The 16,561-nt window shown below is 68.8% G+C and carries 17 protein-coding genes; 7 read left to right on the top strand and 10 right to left on the bottom strand.

Going from position 1 to position 16,561, the window contains the following annotated elements; genetic code table 11:
• Positions 1-94 precede the first annotated feature (94 nt).
• On the top strand, positions 95-682 hold the full coding sequence (locus tag ACGFIE_RS30660) for a hypothetical protein (RefSeq protein ID WP_393301217.1): 588 nt from the start codon (positions 95-97) through the stop codon (positions 680-682).
• On the opposite strand, the gene ACGFIE_RS30655 is transcribed toward ACGFIE_RS30660, so the two are convergent.
• Positions 639-2,060, bottom strand: coding sequence for a dihydrolipoyl dehydrogenase family protein (locus ACGFIE_RS30655; protein ID WP_393301214.1), 1,422 nt, complete (start codon positions 2,058-2,060; stop codon positions 639-641). The two genes, ACGFIE_RS30660 and ACGFIE_RS30655, sit on opposite strands and share 44 nt — an antisense overlap.
• A gap of 1 nt (position 2,061) precedes the next feature.
• On the bottom strand, positions 2,062-2,622 hold the full coding sequence (locus ACGFIE_RS30650; RefSeq protein WP_393301212.1) for a hypothetical protein: 561 nt from the start codon (positions 2,620-2,622) through the stop codon (positions 2,062-2,064).
• A 117-nt stretch (positions 2,623-2,739) separates the two neighbouring features.
• Here ACGFIE_RS30650 and ACGFIE_RS30645 point away from each other — a divergent pair, with 117 nt between their 5' ends.
• Positions 2,740-3,348: a TetR/AcrR family transcriptional regulator gene (locus ACGFIE_RS30645; protein WP_363687389.1), complete on the top strand. Its 609-nt coding sequence runs from the start codon at positions 2,740-2,742 to the stop codon at positions 3,346-3,348.
• Positions 3,349-3,394: 46 nt separating this feature from the next.
• On the opposite strand, the gene ACGFIE_RS30640 is transcribed toward ACGFIE_RS30645, so the two are convergent.
• Positions 3,395-4,630, bottom strand: a complete 1,236-nt coding sequence (locus ACGFIE_RS30640) for a low temperature requirement protein A (protein ID WP_393301209.1) — start codon at positions 4,628-4,630, stop codon at positions 3,395-3,397.
• 370 nt (positions 4,631-5,000) lie between these two features.
• Here ACGFIE_RS30640 and ACGFIE_RS30635 point away from each other — a divergent pair, with 370 nt between their 5' ends.
• Positions 5,001-7,130 carry a HelD family protein gene (locus tag ACGFIE_RS30635; protein ID WP_393301207.1) on the top strand — a complete coding sequence of 710 codons (2,130 nt, stop codon included), beginning with the start codon at positions 5,001-5,003 and terminating at the stop codon, positions 7,128-7,130.
• A gap of 82 nt (positions 7,131-7,212) precedes the next feature.
• The gene (locus ACGFIE_RS30630) at positions 7,213-7,629 is read left to right on the top strand and encodes a DUF6896 domain-containing protein (protein ID WP_393301204.1); all 417 of its coding nucleotides are present in this window, start codon (positions 7,213-7,215) and stop codon (positions 7,627-7,629) included.
• A 367-nt stretch (positions 7,630-7,996) separates the two neighbouring features.
• On the opposite strand, the gene ACGFIE_RS30625 is transcribed toward ACGFIE_RS30630, so the two are convergent.
• Together ACGFIE_RS30625 and ACGFIE_RS30620 are read right to left on the bottom strand one after the other, a co-directional pair.
• Positions 7,997-8,497 carry a hypothetical protein gene (locus ACGFIE_RS30625; RefSeq protein WP_393301201.1) on the bottom strand — a complete coding sequence of 167 codons (501 nt, stop codon included), beginning with the start codon at positions 8,495-8,497 and terminating at the stop codon, positions 7,997-7,999.
• Between the two features lie 548 nt (positions 8,498-9,045).
• On the bottom strand, positions 9,046-9,846 hold the full coding sequence (locus tag ACGFIE_RS30620; protein ID WP_393301198.1) for a helix-turn-helix domain-containing protein: 801 nt from the start codon (positions 9,844-9,846) through the stop codon (positions 9,046-9,048).
• A 119-nt stretch (positions 9,847-9,965) separates the two neighbouring features.
• On the opposite strand from ACGFIE_RS30620, the gene ACGFIE_RS30615 reads away from it, so the two are divergent.
• The 3 genes from ACGFIE_RS30615 (at position 9,966) to ACGFIE_RS30605 (ending at position 11,645) form a co-directional block, all read left to right on the top strand.
• Positions 9,966-10,259 carry a putative quinol monooxygenase gene (locus ACGFIE_RS30615; RefSeq protein ID WP_393301195.1) on the top strand — a complete coding sequence of 98 codons (294 nt, stop codon included), beginning with the start codon at positions 9,966-9,968 and terminating at the stop codon, positions 10,257-10,259.
• Between the two features lie 25 nt (positions 10,260-10,284).
• Positions 10,285-11,253, top strand: coding sequence for an aldo/keto reductase (locus tag ACGFIE_RS30610; protein WP_393301192.1), 969 nt, complete (start codon positions 10,285-10,287; stop codon positions 11,251-11,253).
• Between the two features lie 161 nt (positions 11,254-11,414).
• On the top strand, positions 11,415-11,645 hold the full coding sequence (locus ACGFIE_RS30605; protein ID WP_363687402.1) for a hypothetical protein: 231 nt from the start codon (positions 11,415-11,417) through the stop codon (positions 11,643-11,645).
• A 73-nt stretch (positions 11,646-11,718) separates the two neighbouring features.
• On the opposite strand, the gene ACGFIE_RS30600 is transcribed toward ACGFIE_RS30605, so the two are convergent.
• The 5 genes from ACGFIE_RS30600 to ACGFIE_RS30580 all read right to left on the bottom strand — a co-directional run bounded on the left by ACGFIE_RS30600 (position 11,719) and on the right by ACGFIE_RS30580 (position 16,373).
• Positions 11,719-12,201 carry a GNAT family N-acetyltransferase gene (locus ACGFIE_RS30600; RefSeq protein ID WP_393301189.1) on the bottom strand — a complete coding sequence of 161 codons (483 nt, stop codon included), beginning with the start codon at positions 12,199-12,201 and terminating at the stop codon, positions 11,719-11,721.
• Between the two features lie 167 nt (positions 12,202-12,368).
• Positions 12,369-13,298, bottom strand: a complete 930-nt coding sequence (locus ACGFIE_RS30595; protein WP_393301186.1) for a hypothetical protein — start codon at positions 13,296-13,298, stop codon at positions 12,369-12,371.
• Positions 13,295-14,392: a hypothetical protein gene (locus ACGFIE_RS30590; protein WP_393301183.1), complete on the bottom strand. Its 1,098-nt coding sequence runs from the start codon at positions 14,390-14,392 to the stop codon at positions 13,295-13,297. The genes ACGFIE_RS30595 and ACGFIE_RS30590 overlap by 4 nt, the downstream gene beginning before the upstream one ends.
• On the bottom strand, positions 14,389-14,835 hold the full coding sequence (locus ACGFIE_RS30585; RefSeq protein WP_393301180.1) for a DUF4188 domain-containing protein: 447 nt from the start codon (positions 14,833-14,835) through the stop codon (positions 14,389-14,391). The genes ACGFIE_RS30590 and ACGFIE_RS30585 overlap by 4 nt, the downstream gene beginning before the upstream one ends.
• The gene (locus tag ACGFIE_RS30580; protein WP_393301177.1) at positions 14,832-16,373 is read right to left on the bottom strand and encodes a phenylacetate--CoA ligase family protein; all 1,542 of its coding nucleotides are present in this window, start codon (positions 16,371-16,373) and stop codon (positions 14,832-14,834) included. The genes ACGFIE_RS30585 and ACGFIE_RS30580 overlap by 4 nt, the downstream gene beginning before the upstream one ends.
• Positions 16,374-16,561: the final 188 nt, after the last annotated feature.

The following is a 16,561-nucleotide window of genomic DNA, read 5'->3' as shown; positions in this document are numbered from 1 at the left end:
CCGAGGTGCGCGAATCCGGCATGGCGGCTTCCCGGCGTATCGCTCAACGACCTAATGCCTCCGGTCGGACTGTCGCGGACCGCTGGATGCGGCGATGCGCCACTGGACGGACCTGCTCTACCGCGACTTCGCCGCCGTTCACCACTGGGACGTGCCGTCCGGCTCGACTGTGTATCGGGTGTTCCTGCTTCCCGACATGCTCGAAGTGGACCTCGGGTTCACTCCGGCCGCCGAGTTCGGGCCCCACGGCCCGACCTGGCGCACCGTCTTCGGGCAACCCGCAGAGGCGACGGAGGAGCCCACCCCCTCTCTGCGGACCCTTGCCGGGTTGGGATGGCACCACGCCCTGCACGCGCGGACATCCATCAAGCGTCACCGCCGCTGGCAGGCCGAGCAGTGGATCGGCGCCCTCCGCGGCCAGGTTCTCGCCCTGGCCTGCCTGCGCCTCGGTCATCCCACCAGCTACGCGAAGGGCGTACACCTGCTTCCCCCGGAGGTGACCGCGCCGCTGGACGCCACCCTGGTCCGTGCGCTCGACGACGCCGAACTCACCCGCGCCCTCGCCGCCGCGACGGCGGCGCTGATCGCGGAACTCACGCTCGCGGACGCGGCCCTGGCAGCCCGACTCGCCGCCACCCTCAGCGGCCGTACGCCTCCAACAGCCGCAACCACACCTCGCTGACCGTCGGGTACGCCGGAACCGCATGCCACAAACGGTCCAGCGGGACCTCACCGACGATGGCGATCGTCGCGGCGTGGATCAGTTCCGCCACGTCCGGCCCGACGAGAGTGAGTCCGACGATCACCTTCCGGTCCTCGTCGACGACCATCCGGGCGTGTCCCTGGTAGCCATCCGCGTGCAGAGCGGACCCGGCGACGGCACCCAGGTCGTAGTCCACGACCCGGATGCGCAGCCCCGCCGCCTCGGCCGCAGCCGCCGTCAGGCCCACCGACGCGACCTCCGGGTCGGTGAACACCACCTGCGGCACCGCGCGCTCGTCCGCCGTCGCCACGTGCCGGCCCCAGGGACCGTCCTCGACCGTGGCGCCCGTCGCCCGGGCCACGATCACGTCGCCCACCGCCCGCGCCTGATACTTGCCCTGATGGGTCAGCAGCACTCGCCGGTTCACGTCGCCCGCGGCGTACAGCCACTCTCCCCCGCCGACGACGCGCAAGGTGTCGTCGACCGCTAGCCACGCACCGGGGGCAAGCCCGATGCGGTCGAGGCCGATGTCCTGTGTGTTAGGTGTACGACCAACAGCCACCAGCACCTCGTCGGCCTCGATCTCCTCGCCGGAGGTGGTCTCGATGCGGACGGTTCCGCCGTCGTCGCGCCGGACGGACGCGGCCTCCGCGCCGAGGCGTACCGAGACACCGGCCTCGCGCAGCGAAGCCGTGACCCGCTCACCGGCGAACGGCTCCGCCGACGGCAACACGCCATCGCGCACCAGCATCGTCACCGCCGATCCGAGTGCGGCGAACGCGGTCGCCATCTCGGCCGCCACCACACCGCCGCCGATGATCGCCAGTCGACGGGGAACCAACCGGGCCGAAGCGGCCTCACGGCTGGACCACGGGGCCGCCGCACGCAGACCCGGGATGTCCGGCACCAGAGCGCTGCTGCCGGTCGCGACGACCACCGCGTGCCGCGCGGTCAGCCTCGTCGTGACGCCGTCGACGCCTGTCACCTCGACAACCCGGGCGGAGCTGATCCGTCCATGACCACGGTGCAGCGCGATGCCTGCCGACTCCAGCCAGGACACCTGCCCGTCGTCCTGCCAGTGCGACGCGAAGGAGTCCCGCCGGGCCAGCACCGCAGCCGCGTCCAGGTCTCCCGTCACCGCCTCACGCGCACCCGGCAGTTGGCGAGCCGCCCGCAACGCGGACGCGCTGCGCAGCAACGCCTTGGTCGGCATGCAGGCCCAGTACGAGCACTCGCCACCGACCAACTCCCGCTCGACGATGGCAGCGGTCAGCCCACCCCGCACGACCCGGTCGGCGACGTTCTCCCCGACCGGACCGGCACCAATCACCACGACGTCGTACTCGATGGCTGTCATGTCAGTTGCCCTTCGCCGCACGGCCGAGCCGGACCGCCGCGATGAGGAAGAAGATCGCGCCGGGAATCGCGTAGCCGGCCGCGTTTGTCAGCGACGGGTGATCCGCGGAGGCGCCGACGAGAAAGGACCCACCGGCCAGAACCGAGATGCCACCGCTGATGATCATCGGCCACTGGCCGCCCATCCTCCGGCGGGTGACCCCGACGATCAACTGCACCAGACCGGCGACGATCGCCCAGGCGCCCCAGACGCGGAGGACAGCGGGTACGCCGGACGCGGCCGCGACACCCACTCCGACCGCCGCGATCAGGCTCACCGCGATGTTCACGTACAGCAGGGTCGGCGAGCCGGTGGTCCGCGACGAACGAAGGTCGTAGATTGCCGCGCCCACGTCGAACAGCGGGTAGAGCACGAACAGCGTCACCGCGAGCGGGCCGATCTCCTTGGCGGTGGCGATCGTCACGAGTGCCCACACGATGGCGAACGCGAAGCGGACGAAGTACAGCCGCCGCAGTGCGGACGCGGTCCGGGAGATACCGGGCGAAGCAGCAATGGTGGTCACGGGTGACCCTTTCCACGGAGAGGTGGTAGACCGAACGTTCTGTCCACCAAGCATGCCAGCACCGAACCTCTCCGTCAAGACCGACCGTTCTACCCACCTGGCCGTTAGGATGGGGGTATGACGCGCGACAAACCCGACACTCGGCCCTCCGAGGCGCGAGCCCGGCTTCTCGCCACGGCGACCCGGATCTTCTACTCGGAGGGCATCCATTCCGTCGGCATCGACCGGATCATCGCCGAGGCGAAAGTGACCCGCGCGACCTTTTACCGACACTTTCCCAGCAAAGACGATCTCATCCTCGCCTACCTGCGTGAGGTCCATGGAATGGAGCGCGACGCGTTCGACGTCGCCATCGCCGACAACTCGTCGCCCGTCGACCCACTCCTGGCCATTGCCGGCTCGATCGCCCAGAACATCCAGTCCCCCGGGTTCCGGGGATGTGCGTTCCTGAACGCCGCGGCAGAATATCCCGGAGTGGAACATCCCGTACGCCAGGAGATCCTCGCCCACCGGCAATGGTTCCTCGACACGCTCAGCACGCTGATGGCGCAGGTCGACAAGGAAACGGCCGACCCCGCCGCGCGCCATTTCGTCATGCTCCGCGACGGCGCCATGGCCGCCGGATGCCTCTTCGACCCCGCGCTGGTGTCCGAGACCTTTCTGCGCGGCGTCGAAGGACTTCTTCGGGTCAATACCGAGCGCCAGTCGACCGGATCCGCCGGCTAGCACCACCGCATCTCCGCGTGGCCGCAGGTCCGCCACGGCCGCCTGGTCACGCCTCGGAGTCGCGGACGTCGGCTGCCTCCCGCCCGATCGGCGAGGCGGGAAGCTCCGGCGGCTGCCCCCGGCTCCGCAGCGCGTCGAGGAACGCGACCAGGGCCAGCACTCCGGCCACCACGCTCAACCCGACCATCGGCGTCCACCGCGCCAGCGCCGGCGTGCTCAGCAGCAGGGCCGCCAATCCGATGATGCGGGAGCGGGAAAGCCGGCCGAAGACCTCGTGCTCCAGCCGCAGGCGGGCGACCAGGAAGAGCATCGGACCGCCCACCACGAACAGGAGCCAACCGGGCCGCGGCTGCCCGAACGGATGGTCGATCACCAACTCGTAGCCGACCGCCGTGACGAGCACGCTGAGCACGATCAGCAGATGCGTCCGTTCCGACACCGCGCCCAGCCGGCCGGGCATGGACGCCCGATCCAACGCGTCGGTCAGCAGCAGACCGGCCCGGTGAAAGTAGATCCGCCAGAGCAGCGCGCTGGTGGTGAACGCGACAGTGAAGGCGGCTGCCCGCTCGGCGGAATAGTCCGTACCGCTGAACACCACGCCGATGACCAGAATCGACTCACCGAGCGCGATGAGAAACACTTGCTGGTAGCGGTCGGCGAGATGAGTCCCCGCGATCCGCCAGCGGCCCACCTTCGAGGCGCCGAGCCATGGCAGCGGCCAGCCCAGGGTCCAGGCAAGGTAGTCGACGGCGAGCGCGGCGGCCCACAGCGGCAAGCGCAGCCGGTCCGGACCCAGGGCGCCGGTCAGCCACAGGGGCGCGCTCGCCGACGCCCACACGGCAAGCCGGAACGGCACCAGCCGTCGCGGGTGGCCCCGCAGCGCGGCCGCGACCACCAGCGGCCGCACCACCATCACCATCAGGTACGCGGCCGCGAACGGCAGCGCTCGCTCCTCCATGGCGCGCGGCAACGTCACCGCCATGATCAGGCCGGCGAACATGGTGCCGACCACGACTGCCTGAATGAGCGGCTGCTCTGGTTCGTAGCGACTCGTGATCCAGGCGGTGTGCGACCAGATCAGCCAGAGCGCCAGGAAGAGCAGCAGGGTACGTCCGAACCCGCTGATGAGCGGCCAGCCGGCGTCATCGCCCAGGCCGGCGAACCGTTGCGAGACCCGGGTGAGGGCCACCACGAACGCCAGATCGAAGAACAGCTCCAGGAACGTCGCCCGGCCCGAACTGGTGAGAGGACGCAGCAGTTCGGCACCCCGACCCGCCGCCATCGTCCGCCTCCGTCCGCCCCTGTCACCAACGAGCCGGCCGCCAGAGGAGTTGCGTCAACCCGTATCCCCCCGCACGACACCTGGTGTAGGTGAACGCGCCTGGGCGAGCAGGCCAGGGCACTCGCAGATCAGATAAGGATCGGACTGTCAATGAGCGAATCGCGATTTATTGAGGCCACGAACGACCCGGAACTGCAAGATATTGAGATTGCCGTCTCTGCTGGGGGAATTACTGGCCGACGAGGGAAACCCGTCTCTATGCTTGCCGCCGACCACACTGCGGCTCGTTCGGGCCGAGGGACACCAATACGAGGATTTGCGAATGCGCCGAAAGTCTGCCCCGAGCAACGGCACTGCCAGCGTCAGTGACGTGACAGAGGAGGGCCAACCGACGGCCTCCACCCCGGAGGACGTCGCGCGCCGGTCCGCGGTCGCCGAGGAACAGGCGTTTCTCGAGGTGGCCACGGCCCGCCGCGACAGGCTGGTCGAGCACCTACAGGTCGAGCTTGCGGCAGAGGCCCTGGACGCGTTGGAGCAGGCCCGGCAGCGCATGCTCCGCCAGCAGTACGACGAGCTCCGGCGGGCAGGGGAAGGGCTGGTCTTCGGCCGCCTGGACGGTCTTGATGGCACCGTGCGTCACGTGGGCCGTGTCGGTCTCCGCGACGACGCCGAGGACGGTGAGCCACTGCTTGTGGATTGGCGCGCTCCCGCAGCCCGGCCGTTCTACACCGCGACGGCCGTCGACCCACAGGGCCAGGCACGACGCCGGCACATACGTACCACGGGATCCGCAGTCGTCGGCGTGGACGACGAGCCACTGGACGGAACCGCGACTGCGGAACTCGTCGGCGAGGGCGCTCTCCTGGCCGCCCTCGACCAGCGGCGCACCGGCCGGATGTCGACCGCGATCTCCACCCTGCAACGCGAGCAGGACGAGATCATCCGGGCGGAGGCGACCGGCCCACTGATCGTTCAGGGCGGTCCCGGCACCGGCAAGACCGTGGTCGCTCTGCACCGCGTGGCGTACCTGCTGTTCACGTACCGAAAGATGGCCGAGCAGGCGGTCCTGGTCCTCGGCCCCTCGTCGCGGTTCCTCCAGTACATCGCCCAGGTGCTGCCCGCGCTCGGTGAGACCGCCGTCGTCTCGGCGACCTGTGACACCCTGCTGGCCGACGTTCAGGTGGGCCGCGACGAGAGCCGGCTCCTCGCCGAGATCAAGGGCCGCGCCCTCTGGCAGCCCGCGCTCGAAAGCTACGTCGCGTCACTGCTCCCCCGGCCGCGCGAGCTGAAGGTGCGCTGGGAGGGCGAGTTCTACGTCATCCCCGCCACAACTGTGGCGCAGGCGCTCGCGTCGGCGGTGCAGGGACGCCCGTACCACCGCGCACGCGCGGCGTTCGCCGAGCAGGTGCACCACCTCCTCGCCGATGTGGTCGCCGAGCAGCGCGAGGCGCTGATGGACGAGATGGAGGAGGGCTTCGAGGACATCCTCGCCCGCGTCGACAGGGGCATGGGGCATGATCCCCACTCCACCCGGAGGTCCACCGGCAGCGACATCGACGGTTTGCTCTCCGAGGAGGAGATCGACCAGCTGCGCTGCCGTATCGCCGAGAACGCCACCATCGCCCGTTTCATCGAGGCATGGTGGCCCACCCTCCACCCCGAAACCCTGCTGGACGATCTCCTGACCGACCGCACCCTGCTGGGCCGCTTCGCCCCGCAGCTCTCCCCCGAAGAGATCACCGCCGTCGCCGCCGAGCCCGCCGGATGGGCATCCAGCGACATCCCTCTGCTCGACGCGCTCGCCGAGCTGCTCGGCGAGGTCGACGCCCCGCAACCACAGGGCGAGTTCGTCGCCGACCGCGCACGCCGACAGCGTGGCTGGGTGTACGGCCACGTCGTCATCGACGAGGCGCAGGAGCTGTCCGAAATGCAGTGGCAGATGGTTCTCCGGCGCTGTCCCAGTCGCTCCATCACCGCCGTCGGCGACATCGACCAGGCGGAGGCGGCCCACCGGCACACCAGCTGGGCACAGGCGGTGCAGGCCGCTTTCGGAGACCGTTGGACCGCAGCGGAACTCACCATCTGCTACCGGACGCCGCGTGAGGTCATGGACCTCACCGGACCGGTCCTTGCGAAGGCTGGCAGCCACAACGCACCACCGCGGGCGGTACGCTCCGCCGGCATCGCCCCCTGGGAACGCATGGTCGCACCCGCCGAGCTTGTCGGTGCTGCCGCCGAAGCAGTGCGACAGCTACGGCAACGGTGGCACGGCGGCACCGTCGGCGTCATCGCCCCCGCCGACCGCATCGCCGAACTCCACGCCGTGCTGAGTGATGTGCCAGTGCTCACCGCGACCCAGTCCAAGGGATTGGAATGGGACGCGACGCTCCTCATCGACCCCGCGGGAATCGCCGCCGAGCCGCGCGGTTGGAACGGGCTCTACGTCGCGCTCACCCGATGCACCCAGGAACTCGGACAGCTCATACTCACGCCGCACTAGTCACTCAGCCGAGCGTCCTGCGGGGCACCCCGTCCCCGCTTCTGTCTGGCTAGCTTGGCTGGCATGGGGCCATAATGATCATGTGGGCGAGGATTCTGAGGTAGCGATCGCCGCGGTACGACGCTACGCCGCCGTTTTGCGGCGCATCCGCTCGCGCTTGTTCGATGCTTACCCCGATCTCGGCGACGTCACGGGCCTGATGGCGGCGGTGCGGCACACGAAGATGCTCCCGCGCGAGGGCACGTCGAGCACAGGCGTGAGGTACTCCGTCCACGGCGCCGGTTGTCTCATGATCGATGAACAGGGTCGGACGGTCGACGTCGACCTGGTCGGTGGTGTCGAGGCGTTCGAGGCCTGGCGGATCAGATGGTTCCTCGACGAACAGCCGGACGCCCGACCCTCGATCGAGGAGCTGCGCACAGCCTGCGCTCACCTCGCCCACACCGGCGAACTGCTGGAGGTGCAGGCAGGCAGCTGGTACGCCCTCCCCGATCGTTGAGCATCGGGCGGCTGAACGCTAGCTCGAAAGGTGCCTCACCTCAGCGGTCGGGCGACAGGAACCATTGCCCCGCCACCTCCCACCGGCGGCACGAGCGGGAACAGCGTAGGGCGCGTGCAAAGCGCTGACGCCGACAGCATCGTCCAATTGTCGGGATGCGGCAATGAGGGGGGGTGACAATCGTCGGATCCCCACCTGCCGCAGCCGTAGAGGTGCGGCAGCGCCGCTCGGGTGGTGCCCAGGGCGACGACCCCGACGTTTCGCCGGGTTCGGATCCATCGGCCACTTCACAGGTCGGACCACCAGCGCGCCGCCCGGAGCCGGCACCGCCGGACGCATCCGCAGTTGCGGGTCGCTGCGGTGGAGATCAGGTTTTGTCGCGGAGAGGGCGAGCTTCGATGTCGCGCAGCACATCGGGGTCCCACTGGCCGGCGTTCCAGTCTTCGCTTGTCGGAGTGGGCGACAGCGGCCACGCCGGATCTTGCCCGGCAACCGGCGAGTAGTGCCCGGCGACGACTCGGTCGACGTGGGCCATCAGCCGCAGGACTCGCGCCCGGCTGTGCAACATGCCCCCGATCAGCGCGGCAGCTCCAAGGGTGCGTAGGGCCGCCTGACCGAACAGGACGGCCGGGGCGGTTCGGTCGGTGGCCAACCAGGCGATGACGGCGCTGAGGATGAGGCACGAGGTGAAAACGCGCGTGCCCCAGTGCCGGCTGTACGAGCGGCCCGACGAGCCGTGCAACTGGGCGAGCTGGCGGGTGCCGCGGCCCCAGATCAGCCCGCTGACAACCAGGCCGATGATGGCGGCGAACAGGGTCAGGTTGGCCAGGACGAAGCCGATCGCTTCGGCAGTGCCGGACGCTGTCAAAGGCCGGGCGCTGTCGCTCCGGATGCTGCCGAAGACTGCCGCGGCGATCGCGGCCAGGACGTAGAGGATGGCGAACCCGATTGTGAACCAGGCCGCGACGTTCCAGCCTGCTGTCCTGGGTTCGGGTGGAGGTGTTGTAGACCGGCACGTGTGGCCTTGGCCGAGGTGTTCGAGTTCGACTCCGCATGTCGTGCAGTGCAAAGTGTTCTCCTGACCGGCGCGGCCGAGACTTCGCTAGGCCAAAGGATCCACAGGCTTGACGCGTAGAGGATCATGCCCGCTCGGTGCCGATCGGGCGACCCCGCCTCCCCTTGTCGTAGGGGACCGCTGTGCCGTTCCGCGAATGTCCGCCCGGCCTCGGACTCTCCGGGAGGGCCAGGGTCGGGGCACGTGGGCCAGGGCGGTCATGCCGGCGAGGCATGTCAGCGGCGTCATCCTGCCTGTCGTGTCCCAGAACGCCGACATTCGAACGGCCGCCCCGAGGATTGAATCGCCTTCGACGACAACCGGTGAGTCAGTCACGCGATCGCGAGCCGAAAACAGGTCGCCTACTCCGGCGGCAGGCTTGGCAGATAGAAGTGCGGCAGGGGTCGGCTCAGCATTCGCCCGGGGCTCTCCCCGGTCAGACGACGAAACTCGTTGATGAAGTGGCTCTGGTCGTAGTAGCCGGCGGCAAACGCGACGGGGGCGACGCTTCCTGGCGCGCCCAGCAGCATCGTCCGGATCACTCGTTGGAATCGAACCAGCCGCTGGAACTCCTTGGGTGACACTCCGGCGGCGGCTGCGAACCCTCGACGGAGGTGCCTGGCGCTGATGCCCAGCGTTGGCGCCAGGTCCTGCAGAGAAGTCGAGGCCGGGTGACGGTACAGCTGCTGGACCGCGACCATGATGCGCGGGTCTGTACGCCGGATCGGCTGGCGTTGTAGTAGTCGTTCGGCCCTGGCCGCCTGTACCGCGAAGTCATCGGCGCCGTCGAGAACAGACGCGAGCTGGCGGCCGACCGGACCCAGAAGGTCACCGATGTCGACTACCCGGTCGATCAGGTCTTCCGCTGGAATGTCGGTCAGATGGGCAAGAGCGCCGGCTCGCAGGCGGACAGCAGTGAAGGCAACGATTCCATCAGCCGCCAGACGCCACCGCCTCCGGCGCATACACAGCAGGTGGGCCCGGGGTAGCAGGACCGAACCTTCGGTGTCGTGCGCGGTGATCGGCGCGCCTCGGTGGACGATCAACTCCGCGCCGGTGCCCGGAAGGAGCGCCGGCAACTCACTCGGTGCGCCTTCCCAGGTCCAGATCCGATCGACGTACCGTGCGAGCTGCCGTCCAACCGGCACAAAAGCCCTGCGCACGATACGTATCGTAGCTGGTTCGCCGGCTCGGCCGGAATGTGCTGCGTCGGCGTGCCAGCATGCAGTGGATGGCCGTTTTTTCCTATCGGTTCGCCTGGCGGACGACAACCATGACCGTCATGACGGTTGTATTCGCCACCCTGAAGGCGCGTCCGGAGCGCGTGGACGAGGTACGGAACGAGCTGCTGGAACTCAAGCGGTTGACGAATAGGGAGCCGGGTGCGCTCGGCTACGCGGTCTACGGTGGGGCCGACGCGGTCTTCGTGGTCTTCGAACGTTACGTCGACCAGGCCGCCTGCGATGCCCACTTCGCCGCCCCGTACGTGAACGCGTTCTTCGCCCGCGTTCCGGAACTGCTGACCGGCGAGCCGCAGGTCCAGTTCGTCGACGAAGTGTCGACTTCTGACGCGTGAGGAGGTGAGCGGGATGCAGGACCGTGTGCTGGGCGAGGGCCTCGTCGTTTCCGCTGTCGGTCTGGGCTGTATGGGGATGACCTTCGGCTACGGCACCGTCGCGCGCGAGCGGGCTGTCGCCACGATAGATCGGGCGCTGGAACGCGGGATCACGTTCTTTGATACCTCCGACCACTATGGCTCCGGCACCAATGAGTCGTTGGTCGGCGAGGCACTCGCCGGTCGGTGGGGTGAGGTGCGGATCGCCACCAAGTTCGGGTCGATGCCGGTCCTCGATCCGGGACGTGTTCCCGACGGCAGGCCCGAGCAGGTGCGTCTCGCGGTGGAGGGTTCACTGCGCCGGCTGGGCGTGAACACCATCGACCTCTACTATCTGCACCGGGTAGATCCACTTGTGCCGATCGAGGAGACCGTCGGCGCAATGGCGGAACTGGTGGTGGAGGGCAAGATCCGGCACCTGGGTCTCAGCGAGGCCTCGGCGGAAACAACCCGTCGCGCCCATGCGACACACCCGATCACGGCAGTCCAGAGCGAGTACTCGCTGTGGAGTCGCGACGTGGAGGCCGAGGTGCTGCCCACGTTGCGGGAGCTCGGCATCGGGTTCGTGCCGTACAGCCCGCTGGGCAGGGGCTTCCTGACGGACGCGATCACGTCGGTGGAGCAGCTCGCGGCGGACGACTTCCGGAGGGTCAGTCCTCGTTTCCAGGGTGACAACTTCCTCCACAACCGCCGCCTGTTGGATCCGTTGCGCAGCGTCGCCACACGCATCGGTACGACGCCGGCTCAAGTCGCGCTGGCCTGGGTGATGACGATGTGCACCGCGGCCGTGCCGATTCCCGGCACCACCAGGCCCGAGCGGGTCGACGAGAATGTGAACGCGCTGCGGGTGAAGCTCAGCGACGCGGACCTGGCCGACCTGGACTCCGCCTTTCCGCCTGGAGCGTCCGCCGGAACGCGCTGGCCCGAACACATGATGGGCCTACTGAACGGCTGACGATGGCGCCGCGCCCACCGGCGTCCGTCGGGACCGCACTCGGTCAGTCACCCATCTCCACCAGAGGCGGGTGGACCGCTCGGTTTCCGCACCGCTGCCGCGCAGCTGAGCAGGGCCCTGGCCAACTCTTCGGCCCGGTCCGCCGACAACCACAACGACCCATGGGGCACATCGTCATCAGGACCAGCCAACCCAGCCGTCAGGGTCTCTGCTGGCACTTCGACGTCGAGTCGAACGAAATGACGCCCTCTGCTGTAGCCGACGAAGGCATCCAGATACCGGTCATCATCGAATGTCACCGCTGCATGCTGCCACAGCCGGTCGCCATGCAACGGATCTTCGACGTCGAGGCGTGGTCACTCGGGGTCCTGGCCCACCCGATACCGGCCTGACACAGGGCCGTACCCCACGCTGTGCTGTCGTGACCGGGGCGAGGCACGGGACCGCGCCCCGCCCCGGATCGGATCAGAGTTCCCGGTAGTAGACGGCGACCGGCAGTGGCGTGCAACCAAGTGTTTCGTACAGGGCTCGGGCGGGCGCGTGGAACTCGTCGCCGCCCGTGCCGATCGTGACGACCTCGGCGCCGAGTTCCCGCATCGCGGCGAACGCGTGCTCGCACAGTACGGTGCCCGCGCCGAGCCGGCGGTGCTGCGCGGACACGGCGAGGATCGTGACGCTGCCATTTCGGTGCTCAGGCTCTACCGCCCAGGCCACATAGCCGGCGATGACGCCGTCGATCTCGGCGACCGCGACGTACCGGTGCTCGGCGGGGTTGTGGAACTCGGCAACCTGCTTGACGTAGTCGTCGCGCCACCTGCCGTGCTGGTTGGCGAAGACGACCTCGCCCACGAGGGGGCGGAAGGAGTCTTCGTAGAACGGCCCGAACGTCTCGATGGTCAGTTCGGTGAGCCGGGTCAGGTCATGCTGAAGAAGCGAACGGATACGCATATGAGTGTGCCTCTCGAGCTGAGGTTCTGAAAGCCAACAGACCGGGCATCAGATGGTCAGCAAGCGGCCGGATCGACGGCGAGCCGACCCTCAGCGGCGGGTCCGCCAGGCGGCGAAGCAACTCATGCTCGGAATCCTACCGGGCGGTGCAATCGCACCAGAGGCTGTCAGAGTCGCTGTGCCGAGGCGTCAGGCGGCTGCTCACCGCGTCGGGCGGACCGGACCGGGGCGACGCGGGGTCGCCCGACCCGAAACACCGCGAGCGGTTGGCCTGCGACCCGCTCGGCGAGCCGACCGGCGGTCGTGGGGCAGTCGATGAGCTGGCTGAGCGGATGGACCGCCAGACCGTGCCGTGCGAGAGCCAGCCACGTCCGCAGCAGACGTCGGCCCACGCTGATCCGGTCGTCGTCGGCGGCGAGGAGGACCAGGACGCTGCCGTCGTAGCGCAACAGGCCGCGACCGCTGGCGGCCAGCAGCGCCGGCAGGCCCAGTCGGCGGGTGACCGGGTACGCGCGCAGCGCTGCGGACAGGACGCGCGCTTCGATCCGGGACAGGCTTAGCGCTCGATCCGTGAGTCCATCGAGGTGATAGCGAGGGTGGCGTGGGCTCAGGCGCAGCCAGTCCCGCAACTCGACCGCGACGGCGGGTGTGCCGAACATCCACCTGTCGGCGACGACCAGGTCCGATACGAGATCCCGGGTCGGAATGTGTGCGATACCCGGCTCGAGATCGGCGAGGACGGCGTCGTCGACGTACCCCGGTTCATATGGACCACGGGCGACCCGGCGGGCCTCGATGTCGGCGATCGTGAACGGAGTCGTGTACCGATGTGCCGCGGGGACCAGCCGTGGACCGGGCGCCACGGTCACGGTGAGGCCGAGTTCGGCGGAGACGATGAGGCAGGTCTCGACGAAAGCGCCGATGCCGAGGGTCAGGTCGCGCCCGGTCGGGTCGGAGTCGGGCAGGCGGCAGGCGGGATCGACGTCGATGGTGATCTCGTCGGTGCGATACTCCGGTCGCCACGGCTGCGTGTTGTGGGCGCTCGGTGCCCGGCGGCAGATCGCCTCGGCGGCCCGCAACCGCTCGACCCAGCTCACACTGCTCCTCGCTCGTAGAAGGTGTACCCGTGCAGTGGCCGCCCGCCCGCGCGCCGGTACTGAGCGGCCGAGGCGACGTTCGTCCGCTCGACGAAGGTGCTGCGCAGCGTCCGGTAGCCGTTGCGGGCGAGGTTGCGGTGCAACTCCCGGGACAGCAGCGTCAGGTACCCGTTGCCCTGCTCCTCGGGAACGGTGCCCTTGATGATGAGGACCGCGTCCCGCCGGTATCGGCCGCGGGTGGCGAGAAGCCGAAGCTGATTGAGTACGCCGAGACGGCCGCCGACGCGCATGAGGTATTCGGAGATGTCCGGCACGGTGACGACGAACGCGACGGGTCGGCCGGCCTTCTCCAGCCAGAGGAGCAGCCCCTCGTCGAGCAGGAACGCCAGGCCGTCGGTCTGCTCCGCCAGCTGCTCGGCGGAGATGTCGGTGTAGTAGCCCAACTGCGCGAAGCTCGCGTTGAGCATCTCGCGCAGGATCGGCAGCTGGCTGCGCAGGTGCCACCGGGAGCCGTGCCTGATGACGAGCCGTTCGGCGGCCATCCGGGAATCGTCGAAGGCGAACCCGTGGTCAGCGTGGGCGGGCAGCGGCGCACCCGTGGCCGTACCGTCGAGGTCGACGAGCCAGGTGTCGGCCTCGAAGCGACGGTGGAAGCCGTGCCGCTCGTACATGTCCGGGTAGTAGGCGGGGTTCCACGCCGAGTCCACGAAGCCACGCTCGGCGAAGCCGGAAGTGATCACCCCGCCGGTCTGGTTGGGCAGCAGGGCCACCGGTCCGAACAGTTGTCGACCGTCGGCCCGGCTCTCGACCGCGTCCATGATGGCGGTGAAGACGTCGTCGTCATCGACGAACTCGGTGTGCCCGAACAACTGCCGTGGGCCGACCTTGGCGTCGAAGGGCGCACTGCGGTGCATGCTGGTGCGTCCGACGACCTCGCCGCGTCGGTCGCGGACCACGAACAGCTCGGCGGCGCCGCGGTGGGCCGCGATGACCGAGGACAACAGGGGTACGTACCGGTCGGTCGGGTGCAGCCGGAGCGGGAAGTCGACGAATGCCCGCAGGTCGGCCCACGACCGCACGGGATCCAGTCTCATGCGCGGTGCACCGGCGGGCCGGACGTCTCACGCGAGAGCGGGGTGAAGGTCGGTATGTGGGCCATGCCGTCGGACTCGGCGCGCCAGATGCCGTTGCTGTAGCCCTCGGGCTCGGCGTTGTAGAGGCGGATGTAGCCGCCTGTCGCGTTCGTCGTGCCGTGATCGGTCACCCAGCACATGAGGTCACGGTGATGGCGGCTGCGGGCGAACGTCAGGAGCGCGTCACGGTCGCTGAAGAAGGCGATGGTGCCGAGTGTGAACGGAAACTGGTAGTAGACGGTGTGCCACCGGTATCCGTCCATCCGCCGCATCTGCCGGACCATCTTGAACCAGCTCCGGGTGAGCGTGAGGATCGAGCGCGGCCCCCGGTAACGGGTGGCGCCGACGAACATGGCTGTGGCCTGGCCCACCGCCGGCGCGGCGGAGAAGTCGGTGGTCCTCATGCCGGCACGCCCTTCACCAGGTAGACGTTCTTGATCTTGGAAGCGGCGTCCGTGAACGGGCCGGTGCCGTAGTCGTGGACCTCCACCCGCAGGTCCGCCGCGGACGGGTCCTCGGCGAGGGACTCGGCGAAGTCCCGGCTGACCTCGGCGAGGTGGCGCAACACTCCCGTGCGGCAGGTGTCGGTGAGGGTTCGCCGCTGCACCGGGTCGAGCGTCAGGCCCTCGCGGAGTTGCAGGTTGACGACCGGTCGGCTCTCCAGGTCGGCCTGCTCGGTCACGGCGAGGCAGAAGCTCTGCAGCAGGTGCGCCTGGGGATTGCCGGCATAGAGGCCGTACTCGACGTCCTGCGGGTAGATGTTGGCGCCCATGTACGAGATCGTGCTGTCCTTGCGGCCGTACAGGAACAGCAGTGGTAGGCGCATCCGGTCGACCTGCCAGGCGCGGTCCGCGTCGGCCCGCGCGGCGGGGCCGACGATCGCGGCCAGGACATCCGGGTACGACATCAGCCGGCCCTCGTCGCCGATGTTGTAGCGGACGCGGGGATTGAGCACCGCCGTCGAGTTGATGGTGCAGAGCACCTCGTGGTCCGCTGTGGTCTCCAGGTACGTCTCCAGCGGGTTGTACTGAAAGACCATCGGGAGGCGGTGCTCGTCGGCGCCGAGCAGGGCGGTCCGCAGTGCGGCGTCGGTACGCAGTCGTCGGCGGATCCAGACGCTGAAGTCGCTCTCCCCGGCCATGCCGATGGTGAGGTCGCTGGCCCCGTACCCGGAGCGCACCTTGACGAAGCGTTCCTCCAGGTAGTCGCGCAGCGCCTCGGTCATCCCCTCACCGCCGACAAGTCCACTGATGCGGTACTCGGCCCAGGGGAAGCCCTCGGCGTCGAGCTTGTCGCGTAGGTGCTTCAGGAACGGTGGGTAGGCGGTGACGATGTAGTCGAAGCCGGGGCCGAAGTACACCAGGGTGTCGACGATCTTCCGCAGGTCGGGCCCCGTGTTCTTGACCATCGCGATCTTCGACATGGCGATGCCGGTGTTGGTCCCGGTCGCCCAGGCGCCCATCGAGTACGCGTTGATGACGAACCGCCGCTTCGACGGGAACACCATTGTCGCGTAGCCGGCCAGGTTCTTGTGCACCGAGCGCAGCTCGCGGCGGCTGCGGATCCAGTTGAACGGCTGGCCGGACGAGCCCGACGACTCGTCGACCACGCTGCCGGCGATCTCGATCTCCCCGTGCCGACAACGCTGCGCCTCGGGGTACGCCTGCACGTACGACCGCTTGTCGGTGGGCGGGTACGACGACAGGTCGAACCAGCGGAACCGCCATTGGTGGCGGCGCAGGAAATCGCCGTACGCGGGAACGTCGATCGCGGCGAACTGGCAGGTCATCCAGGCGTGCAGCCGGGCGAAGCGCCCCATGTAGGGACGGTACTGACGTGCGGTGAGCCGCCACACCGCCGGATGGATCCGGTAGAGGGTGTAGAGCCAGGTCAGGGCGAAGCTCGAGGCCCGCAGGGTCCACCGACGCAGGAATGTCACCACGCGGCAACACTATTGGTAGGTCGAGCCGGCCACCTGATGGCGGGTACTCAGCTGTCCTGAGTATGCGAACGACGCCGTTTCGGCGCTTCCCGCGAGCACCCCGACGTCGGCACACCCGACGCCACGAGATGGCGGACGGAGGCGTCGGGGTGCTCGAGGCAACGCCCTCGAACCCAGGCGCCGACCAG

Source organism: Micromonospora sp. NPDC049275 (assembly GCF_043197115.1).
Taxonomy (GTDB): domain Bacteria; phylum Actinomycetota; class Actinomycetes; order Mycobacteriales; family Micromonosporaceae; genus Micromonospora.
This window is presented reverse-complemented; position numbering and strand designations above follow the sequence as displayed.

Bases quoted from the DNA above. Each gene is read 5' to 3' on its own strand.
- ACGFIE_RS30585 (WP_393301180.1), bottom strand. From the start codon at position 14,835: ATGAGGACCACCGACTTCTCCGCCGCGCCGGCGGTGGGCCAGGCCACA.
- ACGFIE_RS30615 (WP_393301195.1), top strand. From the start codon at position 9,966: ATGACGGTTGTATTCGCCACCCTGAAGGCGCGTCCGGAGCGCGTGGAC.
- ACGFIE_RS30640 (WP_393301209.1), bottom strand. From the start codon at position 4,630: ATGGCGGCGGGTCGGGGTGCCGAACTGCTGCGTCCTCTCACCAGTTCG.
- ACGFIE_RS30660 (WP_393301217.1), top strand. From the start codon at position 95: ATGCGCCACTGGACGGACCTGCTCTACCGCGACTTCGCCGCCGTTCAC.
- ACGFIE_RS30605 (WP_363687402.1), top strand. From the start codon at position 11,415: ATGGGGCACATCGTCATCAGGACCAGCCAACCCAGCCGTCAGGGTCTC.
- ACGFIE_RS30590 (WP_393301183.1), bottom strand. From the start codon at position 14,392: ATGAGACTGGATCCCGTGCGGTCGTGGGCCGACCTGCGGGCATTCGTC.
- ACGFIE_RS30600 (WP_393301189.1), bottom strand. From the start codon at position 12,201: ATGCGTATCCGTTCGCTTCTTCAGCATGACCTGACCCGGCTCACCGAA.
- ACGFIE_RS30645 (WP_363687389.1), top strand. From the start codon at position 2,740: ATGACGCGCGACAAACCCGACACTCGGCCCTCCGAGGCGCGAGCCCGG.
- ACGFIE_RS30655 (WP_393301214.1), bottom strand. From the start codon at position 2,060: ATGACAGCCATCGAGTACGACGTCGTGGTGATTGGTGCCGGTCCGGTC.